The organism is Pseudomonas sp. Snoq117.2, from assembly GCF_900110545.1.
GTDB lineage: Bacteria > Pseudomonadota > Gammaproteobacteria > Pseudomonadales > Pseudomonadaceae > Chryseomonas > Chryseomonas benzopyrenica.
In genome coordinates this window covers 313,617-324,964 of record NZ_FOED01000005.1, presented here as the reverse complement: position 1 = coordinate 324,964, position 11,348 = coordinate 313,617, and the positions used below count along the sequence as shown (strand labels likewise).

10 protein-coding genes and 1 pseudogene are annotated in these 11,348 nt (G+C 63.0%); all 11 read right to left on the bottom strand.

Annotated elements, in window-relative coordinates; genetic code table 11:
• Window positions 1-68 precede the first annotated feature (68 nt).
• Complete coding sequence (rfbB, locus tag BMZ43_RS15450) at window positions 69-1,133, bottom strand: dTDP-glucose 4,6-dehydratase (RefSeq protein ID WP_064308332.1); 1,065 nt, start codon at window positions 1,131-1,133, stop codon at window positions 69-71.
• A 221-nt stretch (window positions 1,134-1,354) separates the two neighbouring features.
• A complete protein-coding gene (locus BMZ43_RS15445; RefSeq protein ID WP_017642063.1) occupies window positions 1,355-3,337 on the bottom strand; it encodes a polysaccharide biosynthesis protein in 1,983 nt (660 codons plus the stop codon).
• 10 nt (window positions 3,338-3,347) lie between these two features.
• Complete coding sequence (locus tag BMZ43_RS15440; protein WP_082900443.1) at window positions 3,348-4,406, bottom strand: MraY family glycosyltransferase; 1,059 nt, start codon at window positions 4,404-4,406, stop codon at window positions 3,348-3,350.
• A complete protein-coding gene (locus BMZ43_RS15435) occupies window positions 4,403-5,377 on the bottom strand; it encodes an NAD-dependent epimerase/dehydratase family protein (protein ID WP_017642061.1) in 975 nt (324 codons plus the stop codon). Before BMZ43_RS15435 ends, BMZ43_RS15440 begins: the two co-directional genes overlap by 4 nt.
• A 139-nt stretch (window positions 5,378-5,516) precedes the next feature.
• Window positions 5,517-5,738 carry a hypothetical protein gene (locus BMZ43_RS15430; protein ID WP_017642060.1) on the bottom strand — a complete coding sequence of 74 codons (222 nt, stop codon included), beginning with the start codon at window positions 5,736-5,738 and terminating at the stop codon, window positions 5,517-5,519.
• A 244-nt stretch (window positions 5,739-5,982) separates the two neighbouring features.
• Complete coding sequence (ihfB, locus tag BMZ43_RS15425) at window positions 5,983-6,270, bottom strand: integration host factor subunit beta (protein ID WP_007160396.1); 288 nt, start codon at window positions 6,268-6,270, stop codon at window positions 5,983-5,985.
• 187 nt (window positions 6,271-6,457) lie between these two features.
• Window positions 6,458-8,137: a 30S ribosomal protein S1 gene (gene rpsA / locus BMZ43_RS15420; RefSeq protein WP_059315566.1), complete on the bottom strand. Its 1,680-nt coding sequence runs from the start codon at window positions 8,135-8,137 to the stop codon at window positions 6,458-6,460.
• A 140-nt stretch (window positions 8,138-8,277) separates the two neighbouring features.
• Window positions 8,278-8,964, bottom strand: a complete 687-nt coding sequence (gene cmk / locus BMZ43_RS15415; RefSeq protein WP_007160398.1) for a (d)CMP kinase — start codon at window positions 8,962-8,964, stop codon at window positions 8,278-8,280.
• Window positions 8,965-8,984: 20 nt separating this feature from the next.
• Window positions 8,985-9,908 (bottom strand): annotated as a pseudogene (locus tag BMZ43_RS15410) (prephenate dehydrogenase/arogenate dehydrogenase family protein); the annotation flags it as partial.
• Window positions 9,901-11,013, bottom strand: a complete 1,113-nt coding sequence (hisC, locus tag BMZ43_RS15405) for a histidinol-phosphate transaminase (RefSeq protein WP_017642057.1) — start codon at window positions 11,011-11,013, stop codon at window positions 9,901-9,903. The gene hisC and the pseudogene BMZ43_RS15410, both read right to left, overlap by 8 nt.
• A gap of 160 nt (window positions 11,014-11,173) precedes the next feature.
• On the bottom strand, window positions 11,174-11,302 hold the full coding sequence (locus BMZ43_RS26915) for a hypothetical protein (protein WP_017642056.1): 129 nt from the start codon (window positions 11,300-11,302) through the stop codon (window positions 11,174-11,176).
• Between the last annotated feature and the right edge of the window lie 46 nt (window positions 11,303-11,348).

The window sequence follows — 11,348 nt, the reverse complement described above, 5'->3', positions numbered from 1 at the left end:
ATCGTCCTCTGAAAATTGACTGTTGCTGTCGGTCGGACACGCCTGCAGGCGTGCCCGCGATAGGATCGTTAAACGGCGTCGCCGAGACGTTCGAGGCGATAGGCGCCGGACAGTACCCGCTGCCACCACTCACGATTGTTCAGGTACCAGGTTACGGTCTTGCGCATGCCGGTCTCGAAGGTCTCTTCCGGCGTCCAGCCCAATTCGCGACCGATCTTGCTGGCGTCGATGGCGTATCTCATGTCGTGACCGGGACGGTCCTTGACGAAGGTGATCAGGTCACGATAGCGCTCGACGCCTTCGGGCTTCTGCGGAGCCAGCTCTTCGAGCAGGTCGCAGATGGTCTCGACGACCTGCAGGTTGCGCTTCTCGTTGTGACCGCCAATGTTGTAGGTCTCACCGATCTCGCCCTGAGTCACCACGGTGTAAAGGGCGCGAGCATGGTCTTCGACGAACAGCCAGTCACGCACCTGGGAGCCGTCGCCATAGACCGGCAGCGGCTTGCCGTGGATGGCATTGAGAATGACGTGGGGAATCAGCTTCTCGGGGAAGTGATAGGGGCCGTAGTTGTTCGAGCAGTTGGTCACCAGCACCGGCAGACCGTAGGTCCGGCCCCAGGCACGCACCAGGTGGTCGCTGCCGGCCTTGCTGGCCGAATAGGGCGAACTCGGCGCATAGGGGGTGGTCTCGGTGAAGAGGTCATCGGTACCGTGCAGGTCGCCGTAGACCTCGTCGGTGGAGATGTGGTGGAAACGGAAGGCGGCCTTGGCTTCCGGCGCCAACTCGTTCCAGTAGGCGCGGGTCACTTCCAGAATGACACCGGTGCCGACCACATTGGTCTGGATGAAGGCGGCAGGGCCCTCGATGGAGCGGTCCACGTGGGACTCGGCAGCCAGGTGCATGACGACATCGGGCTGGAAGGACGCGAAGACCTGCTGCAGGGCGGCGAAGTCGCAGATGTCCACCTGGTGGAACTCGTAGCGGTCGGAGTCGGCGACTTCGGCCAGGGAGTCCACGTTACCGGCGTACGTCAGCTTGTCGACGTTGGCAACCTTGCATTGGGTTTCGTTGATAAGAAAACGTACCACGGCGGAACCAATGAAACCCGCGCCACCTGTTACCAGTACCTTCATCCTGAATCCTGCCTATATCGATTTGTACATCATCGCGCCCGGCGCTGCGGACGAGACATCGGAGGACGGCGCAGCCATCCCTGGCTCGGGTCACAGCCACAGCCATGCACCCAAAGACCTGAGTTAAACAGTGGCAGGAAAAGAAAGTTCAGCCTAGCGGTGGGAGGCTGCCGCTTCTGTGCTCGGTTTCAAATCCAGGCCGAGGGAAAGCGTGGACGGGATCACTCGATGGATCTCTTGCCGTGCAGCCAGTCGACGATGTCGCCCTCTGGCGAATAGCCGGCGACGGTGTCGCGCAGCAGCTGCCGGACGCGAAGGTAATCACCCGCCTCGATCGCGCGATTGAGCTCGACGAGGGCAGTGCGGAAGGCATCCCAGGCCAGGAAATCTTCACTGGCGCGCATGATCTTCGGATGGGAGGTCGGACTGACATCGTCACCGATGAGCAACTCTTCATAGAGCTTTTCACCGGGCCGCAGCCCGGTGAACTCGATGGCGACATCGCCATGGGGATTGGTGGGCGAGCGTACGCTCAGGCCCGACAGCTTGATCATCTGCTCGGCCAGCTCGACGATGCGTACCGGCTCGCCCATGTCGAGCACGAAGACATCTCCCCCCTCGCCCATGGCGCCCGCCTGGATGACCAGTTGGGCGGCCTCGGTGATGGTCATGAAGAAGCGCGTGATCTTGGGATGGGTGACGGTGACCGGCCCGCCCTTGCGGATCTGTGTCCGGAACAGCGGGATGACCGAACCGGACGAACCCAGCACGTTGCCGAATCTCACCATGGTGAAGCGGGTGCGATTGACCTGGTGGATGCCGTCGGCCTGACCATGCAGCACAGGCGCCGCTTCACGGCTGAGCGCCTGCAGGATCATCTCGGCCAGGCGCTTGGTACTGCCCATGATGTTGGTAGGCCGTACCGCCTTGTCGGTGGAGATCAGCACGAAGCTGGTCACGCCGGCCTGGATGGCCGCCTGGGCGGCATTGAGGGTACCCAGCACGTTGTTGCCGAAACCCTCGGCGATGTTGTGCTCGACCATGGGCACGTGCTTGTAGGCGGCCGCGTGGTAAAGCGTGGCGACCTTCCAGTGTCGCATCACCTGCAGGAGCAGCGGCGCGTTGCGGATGGAACCCAGCACCGGCACCAGGGTGACCGGCAGGGCTTCGCGCTGGATATAGGCCTCCAGCTCGCGGTGGATGCTGTAGAGATTGAATTCGGCATGGTCGAGCAGGATCAGGGTGCGCGGCTTCTGGCCGATGATCTGCCGGCACAGCTCGGAGCCGATGGAGCCCCCTGCCCCGGTCACCATGACCACCTGACCGGTGATGCAGCGCGCGAAGAGTTCGGGCCGGGGGGTAACGGGATCCCGACCCAGCAAATCGGCGATGTCGACCTCCTGGAGATCGTCTACCTGCACCTTGCCGCAGGCCAGGTCGCTGATCCGCGGCACGGTTCTGACGTGCAGCGGATAGGGTTCCAGCAGCCCAAGCACTTCGCGCCGGCGTGCACGCGTAGCGGAGGGTATCGCCAAGAGGATCTCCTCGGCGCCCGTCTCGTCGATCATCTGCTGGATGTGTTTGGGAGTGTAGACCTTGAGCCCGGCGATGATGCGATTGGCGATGCTCTTGTCATCGTCGATGAAAGCTACCGGACGCATGGCCCGGCCCATGCGCAGCGCCGCGACCAGTTGGTTGCCCGCCGAGCCGGCGCCGTAGATGGCGACACGGGGCAACTCGTCCGGCTGCTTGATGAAGGGCACGGTGATAGCGCGATACCAGTCGCCCAGGAAATACTGGCGCAGCGCGAGACGCAGGCCGCCGATTAGGATCAGGCTGACGATCCAGTAGTTGAAGATCATCGAACGCGGGACGATCTCGGGTAGATCGCGATACCAGTAAATGACTACCGATAGCAGCAGCGTCGACAACGTCACCGCCTTGGCGATGGCGATCAGAGCGTCGTTGCCTAGGTAGCGCATGACCGCGCGGTACATGCCGAAGCGGATGAACAGGGGAATGGCGATGGCCGGCGCAGTGATGAACAGCCAGGCATGCCCGCTGAAGGGCTCGATCATCTGCACGGAACCCAGGCGCAGATAGAAGGCCAACCAGAGCGAGAGCCAGATCAGCAACAGGTCGACCGCGACCTGAATGACTCGTTTTGTACGCCGATTCAGCTTGACCAGATGGTCACGCAACATGTCAGTGTCCCTAATCCCTGAATCCGGTGGACTGCGCAGCCATGGCTACCTCATCGGTCCCAGCATGGTATCGAAGGGCCAGGCAAAGCAAAGGCCCATAGGCAAGCAAGAGCCCCAGTATGGCACTTAAAAGCCCCAGCCCCACCAGCAAAGCGATAGGCAGCAACCAGAACAGGTTGATGGCGAGCACCGCCAGGGTCACCGGGCGATGGGCCCCGTGCCGGCGCGACGCCCACTGGTAGGCGTGGGTGCGGTGGGCTTCGTAGGGCTTCTTGCCCCGGCTCAGCCGCCGCAACAGGGTCCAGGTCGCATCCACCACGAAGACGCCGAGCAGGATCAGCCAGGCCCAGAATAGCGCCAGGTCGGCCAGTGCCGCCTGCAACGACAGCATGCCGAGGATCAGACCGAGAAAACCACTGCCGACATCGCCCATGAAGATGCGCGCGGGCGGAAAATTCCAGCATAGGAAGCCACCCACGGCCGCCGCCAGCAGCAGCGGTGCGCCCAGCAAGGCGCCATGGCCGGTCACGGCATAGATCAGCGCCATGCCCAGACAGACGACGAGCGCCTCGACGCCGGCGATACCATCGATGCCGTCCATGAAGTTGTAGAGATTCAGCATCCAGACCAGATAGAGGACGCCAAGGGTCATCACCAGCCAGCCGGGCAGCCCCAGAACAGCAGACAGCTGCGCAGGAAGCGCGCCATAGCCGCCCAGCCACAGCAGGACAGCGACCGCCGCCAGGAAGTGACCCAGCAGACGCCAGCCGGCGCCCACGTGCCGATGATCGTCGACGAAGCCGAGCACCGCCACCAGCAATCCCGCACCGATCAGTACCCCGGAAGAAGCCGCATCGAGCTGTCCCAGCAACTGCAGGACGATACAGCCGAGCACGAACACCACGACGATTGCCAGACCGCCACCGCGCGGGGTCGGAACCTGGTGCGAACTGCGGGCATTGGGTTCATCCAGCAGGCCACCGGACAGGGCATAGCGGCGGAGCGCCGCCGTGCCTAGCCAGCTGCAGCCGCCGGCCAGGAGCAATAGGAGCAATAGGAGCAGCATCATTTCCGGCCCTCCGCACCGACCCGTTGCGCGCCCAGCGCACGCAAGGCGGCGCGTGCCGACAGCGGGGGCTGCCAGCCCAGCAAGGCCTTGGTGGGCTGGATGTCGACCTGCAGCGACCCACAGAGACGCTGCGCCACCGCACTCCGCCCCAGCAATCTGGCGCCCCATTCGAGCCAGGCAGACGGAACGGCGATCAGCCGGGGTTTCCGGCCCAGGCCTTCACCGAGGGCTTCGAGCAACTCGGCGGTGGAAAGATCGTCATCGTCGCTGACCAGCAGGATGGCACCTGCTGCCTTGGGCTCCGCGATGCACAGGATCAACAGGTCGAGCAGATTTTCCAATGCGAGCAGGCTACGCCTGTTGTGCCGAATGCCTCCCAAAGGAAGCGGCACTCCCCGCGCCAGGGTGTCCAGCAGGCGGGCCACATTGGCCTTTACCCCAAGCCCGTAGATCAGCGGTGGACGCACGATGACCACTTCCAGCCCGGTCTCGGCCATCAGCGCCAACAGCTGCTGTTCGGCAGCGGCCTTGGAACGCGCGTAGGCATCGGTGGGTGCGGGAAGATCGTCAGCGCGAAAGGGCTTGCCGGGAAGGGTCCAGTCACCATTGACCTTGATGCTGCTGACGAAGATGAAGCGACGGACGCCGGCAGCCTGGGCATCCCGGGCCAACTTGAGAGTTGCCGCCCGATTCACCTCGTCGTAGCGCGCCTCGCTGGCTGCGCCGGGCTGCTCGCCCAATTGGTGGACGCGGGCGGCGAGGTGGATGACGGTATCCACCCCTGTCAGAGGCGCGGACCAATCGGTAGCGGCGGACAACTCGCGAATCACCGGAGTGACCTTGCCGTCGTCGGAGGCAGCTGCCACCTGACGTTGCGCCGCGACCACCGAATAGCCCTTGGCCTGTAGTTGCCGGACCAGGGCCGCGCCAACGAAGCCCCCCGCCCCTGTCACCAGAATCTTGCGTTCCATCAAGGTGTTGCGCCGTGCAGTCAGCCAGGAAAGGGCGCTTATGGTAAGACATTGCCCCGCAGGGGCCTAGCGACGCAAAACGCAGGCATAAAAAAGCCCGCCGAACCTGAGCGCGGCGGGCCGAAAAAACTTAAGAACCTTAGAAGGTCTTGGCGGAAGTCTGGACTTCAACGGCCTGGAAGCGCGCGGCCGGCTGGGCGACATAGTGACGCGAGAAGCTCTCGACACGCTGAGCGGGCTGCAGGAACAGCGCAACCATCCAGCTACCGGCCAGAGCGGCTACTGCCAGGAAAGGGTGGCCGAAGTGCATGCTGGTGAAGCAGGCGGCGATACCGATCCAGATGAAAAGATAGTGGCGCATGACAACTTCCTCACTCGGCGTAGACTACGAGGTCACCCAAGACCTTATGTGAAGGAAGTCTCATACAAAAATCGGAACCCGTCTACAAAAATATCAAAACGTCTTGACTTTTTTTGTAAACGTCAAAATAACGATAAAGATCTTATCGATAACGCTTTTTTGACAGCTTTGAGGAAAGCAAAAAAGACAGGAAAATCAAAACTTTGGCGAGAGACGAAGAAAAGGCGGGAAACCAGCGACGGCTTTATGGCTCCAGCTCGTTGACCCTGTCCCTCAACTCCTTACCCGGCTTGAAGTGCGGAACGAACTTGCCGTCCAGCAAGACCGACTCGCCAGTCTTGGGATTGCGCCCGGTACGCGGAGCCCGATAGTGCAGAGAGAAGCTGCCGAAACCTCGGATCTCGATACGGTCCCCGGTGGAAAGCGCCTGGGCCATCTGCTCCAGCATGGTCTTGATCGCCAGCTCGACGTCCCTGGACGACAGCTGCCCCTGATAGGAAACGATGCGCTCGATCAACTCCGACTTGGTCATGGATTTTTCCTTCGTTATCAAGCGGCTAGATCACCTTCAAGGACTTTTAGCACGCTGGCCGATTTTTGAAAAGTCAAGCTGGCGGCTTTGGCCTCCACAACTTTTTACGGGTCGTGACCACCCTGCCCGCTTTCTTCCAGACAAAAAAAAGCGACCCCGAAGGGCCGCCTTTTATTCAAGCTCGAACTTAGTTCTGGCTTTCCATCTGCGCCTTGATCAGGTCGCCGATGGTGGTGGGGCCAGCAGCAGGCTCTTGCTTGCTACGCAGGGAGCTCATGGCTTCCTTCTCGTCGTCGACGTCCTTGGACTTGACGGAGAGGCTGATCACGCGGCTCTTGCGATCGATGCTGATGATCTTGGCTTCGACTTCGTCGCCTTCCTTCAGCACGTTACGGGCGTCTTCAACGCGATCACGGCTGATTTCGGACGCCTTCAAGACGCCTTCGATCTCGTTGCCCAGGGTGATGACAGCGCCCTTGGCATCGACTTCCTTGACGGTACCGCGCACGATGGTGCCTTTCTCGTTCAGGGAGGCGTAGTTGGAGAACGGATCGTCTTCCAGCTGCTTGATGCCCAGGGAGATGCGCTCGCGCTCCGGATCAACGGACAGGATCACAGTGTCCAGCTCGTCACCCTTCTTGAAGCGACGCACGGCTTCTTCGCCGGTTTCGTTCCAGGAGATGTCGGACAGGTGTACCAGGCCATCGATGCCGCCTTCCAGACCAATGAAGATACCGAAATCGGTGATCGACTTGATGGTGCCGGAGATGCGGTCGCCCTTGTTGAACTGACCCGAGAACTCTTCCCACGGGTTAGCGCGGCACTGCTTGATGCCCAGGGAGATACGACGACGCTCTTCGTCGATATCCAGAACCATGACTTCCACTTCGTCGCCGACCTGAACGACCTTGGACGGGTGGATGTTCTTGTTGGTCCAATCCATTTCGGACACGTGCACCAGGCCTTCCACGCCCTCTTCCAGCTCGGCGAAGCAGCCGTAGTCGGTGAGGTTGGTGACGCGCGCCTGAACGCGGGTGCCTTCCGGGTAACGGGCCTTGATGGCGACCCACGGATCTTCGCCCAGCTGCTTCAGACCCAGGGAGACGCGGTTGCGCTCGCGGTCGAACTTCAGCACCTTGACGTCGATCTCGTCGCCGACATTGACGATTTCCGACGGATGCTTGATACGCTTCCAGGCCATGTCGGTGATGTGCAGCAGGCCGTCTACGCCGCCCAGGTCGACGAACGCACCGTAGTCGGTGAGGTTCTTGACGATACCCTTGACTTGCTGGCCTTCCTGCAGGGATTCCAGCAGAGCTTCACGCTCGGCGCTGTTCTCGGCTTCCAGGACGCTACGACGGGAAACGACAACGTTGTTGCGCTTCTGGTCCAGCTTGATGACCTTGAACTCGAGTTCCTTGCCTTCCAGGTGAGTGGTGTCACGCACCGGACGGACATCGACCAGGGAGCCCGGCAGGAACGCGCGGATGCCGCTGACGTCGACGGTGAAACCGCCCTTGACCTTGCCGTTGATGACACCCTTGACCACTTCGTCGGCGCTGAACGCGGCTTCCAGGACCAGCCAGGACTCGGCGCGCTTGGCCTTTTCGCGAGACACTTTGGTTTCGCCGAAACCGTCTTCGACGGCATCCAGGGCTACGTGGACTTCGTCACCCACGTTGATGGTCAGCTCGCCTTGTTCGTTGTAGAACTGCTCGAGCGGAACCAGGCCTTCGGATTTCAGGCCGGTATCGACCACAACCCAGTCGCCATCGATCGACACCACGGTGCCGACGATGATGGCGCCCGGCTGCATGTCGAGGGATTTCAGACTTTCTTCAAAGAGTTCTGCGAAGCTTTCGCTCATGTTCATACCTGTTGTATGGATACCCGATGTATCCGGCTACCGCATGACCAGCCCATGCGGGGTGAGTGGTTACCATCCGGCTGCCGGGATGCGACTGGTTCCCGGCAGCTTTCACCGACGACTCGGATGAGTCTCGGCCTTCATCCCGCCAGGTCGCGTTCGGCGGCCAGGGTCAGGATGCGTTCCAATACCTGTTGTATGGAGAGATGCGTGGAATCCAGCTCGACGGCATCGTCGGCCGGCTTGAGCGGAGCAACGCTACGCTGACTATCGCGGGCGTCCCGCTCACGGATCTCTTCCAGGAGGGCAGGCAAGCTAACATTTTCGCCCTTCTGCTTCAACTGAAGATAACGCCTCTGTGCCCGTTCCTCGGCACCGGCGGTCAGAAAGATCTTCAGCTCGGCGTCCGGGAACACCACGGTGCCCATGTCGCGACCGTCGGCGACCAGACCGGGCGCTTCGCGGAACGCCTGCTGGCGCTGCAGCAGGGCATCGCGCACGGCCGGCAGGGTGGCGACCTGGGAGGCACCGGCGCCGACTTCCTCGGTCCGGATGACGTCGGTGACGTCCTCGCCTTCGAGAATGATGCGCTGGCCGTGTTCATGGCCGGCGAGGAACTGGACGTCCAGATGGGCCGCCAGCAGTTTGAGCGACTCCTCGTTGGTGTAGTCCACGCCATGGTTGCGCGCAGCGAAGGCCAGCAGGCGATAGAGCGCGCCGGAATCCAGCAGATTCCAGCCGAGCTGCCGGGCGACCAGCGCCGCGAGGGTGCCTTTCCCCGAACCGCCGGGACCATCGAGGGTGATGACGGGTGCGGTACTGCTCATGAGTGCCCCTCCGTAAGAGAATGATGGGCGGCGACCTGGGCGCCAGCCTGGGTACGACTGGCGAGGATGCGCCCGAAGTATTCGCGCGCGCCGCGCGCATGGGTCAGCACCTCCATGAGGAACTGACCATCGCCGGCCTGGATGGCGCCGCGCAGTTCGTCGAGATCGGTGCGATAGGTGTCCAGCGCCTGCAGCACGGCTTCGCGGTTGGCGATGAAGATGTCGTGCCACATGGTCGGATCGCTGCCGGCGATGCGGGTGAAATCGCGAAAGCCACCAGCAGCGTAGTGGAAGATTTCGCGGTTCTCGCTGCGCTTGGCCAGGGAGTCCACCAGATTGAAGGCAAGTAGATGGGGCAGATGGCTGGTGGCGGCGAGAACCTGGTCGTGGTGCTCGACGGTCATGTGCTCGACATCGGCCCCTATGGCGCGCCAGAGCCGATCGACCTTGTCCAGATCGGTCGGCAGGGTTTCTTCCAGCGGCGTCAGGATGACCTTGTGGCGATTGAACAGTGCCGCATTGGCCGCCGTGACGCCACTGCGCTCGGAGCCGGCGATGGGATGACCCGGCACGAAGCGCAGCGACTGGCCGGCGAAGGCCCGCCGCGCAGCGCGTACCACATTGCCCTTGGCACTGCCGACGTCGGTGAGGATGGCGCCCTGCAGTGGCAGGGCCGCAAGATCGGCCAGCACCCGCTCCATGGCGAGAATCGGTACGGCGAGCTGGATGACGTCGGCACCCGGGCAGGCCTCGGCCAGCTCGGCGACGCAGCGGTCGACGACGCCCAGTTCGACCGCCAGCCGGCGAGTCTCCGGATCCCGGTCGACCCCGACCACCTCACGGCAGAGGCCGCTGGCGCGGGCGCCCTTGGCGAAGGAGCCGCCGATCAGGCCCAGGCCGACAACGACGAGACGTTCGATCAGGGGGGTGGCCACTTCAGCCACGACCCAGGACCTTGCTCAGCGCCGCCAGGAAACGAGCATTTTCCGCTTCGGTGCCGATGGAGACGCGCAGGAAGGTGGGCATGCCATAGCCGGCGACGGGCCGCACGATGACGCCCTCCTGCAGCAGCCCCTGGTTGATCGGCGCGGCCTCGCGCCCCAGGTCCACGGCAATGAAATTGCCACGGGAGGGGATCCACTTGAGGTCGAGATCGCGGAAACCGGCTTCCAGCTGGGCCATGCCGGCATCGTTGAGGGCGCGGCTGCGGGCCAGGTAATCGCTATCGGCCAAAGCCGCACAGGCCGCCGCCTGGGCCAGGCTGTTGACGTTGAACGGCTGGCGCACCCGGTTGAGGACATCGGCCACGGTCGGCGAGGAGAAGGCATAGCCGACGCGCAGGGCAGCCAGGCCATAGGCCTTGGAAAAGGTCCGCGAGACGATGAGGTTGGGATACTGGGCCAGGAACGCCAGGCCGTCCGGCAGTTCATCACCTTCGGCGTATTCGATGTAGGCCTCGTCCAGTACCACCAGGACGTGCTCGGGTACGCGGGCGAGGAAGCGCGCCAGGGCCTCGCTGTCGAACCAGGTGCCGGTGGGATTGTTGGGGTTGGCGACGAAGACCACCCGGGTGTCGGCATCGACGGCGGCGAGCATGGCCTCGAGGTCATGCCCGTAGTCCTTGGCCAGGACGCTACGGCCTTCCGCACCGATGGCCAGGGTCACCAGGGGATAGACGGCGAAGGCATGCTCGCTGAACACGGCGTTGTAGCCGGGTGCCAGGTAGGCCCGGGCGACCAGTTCGAGGATGTCGTTGGAGCCGTTGCCCAGGGTGATGCCAGTGGCGGCCACGCCGAAACGCTCGCTCAGGGCCTGCTTGAGGTCGAAGGCGTTGCCATCGGGATAGCGGGTCAGCTCGGCCAGTTCGGCGCGGATGGCGTCGAGGGCCTTGGCGCTGGGCCCGAGGGGGTTCTCGTTGCTGGCGAGCTTGACGATGCTGGCCGGCGCCATACCCAGCTCGCGGGCCAGTTCATCGACGGGCTTGCCGGGCACGTAGGGCGAAAGTTTCTGTACGCCGGGAAGGGCTTGTGCCAGGAAATCGCAGCTCATGGAGACCTCTTCAACTTGCGATGACGACGGTCGGGCCGCCGAAAATGGGCGCCATCTTAAAGCCAAGGCGGGTCGCGGACCAATCGAAGTTGCGCCTGCGCGACGGAAAGCCCCTCGCTGATGGCGCTGTAACGACCCGGTCACGGGTTGATCGTCAGGGTCAGATCGAGGATCGCGCGCCGGTCGGCAATCCGGCCTGGCGATGGAGATTGACCGCCAGGGCGATCATCCGCGTCGCGTTGAGCAAGGCCAGCACGTGTTCCGGCACAGTGTGCCGCTGGGAGGTCATGGGTCCGTCCTGGCGCAAGCGAGAGGCCGACCCCAGGGCGGGTCGG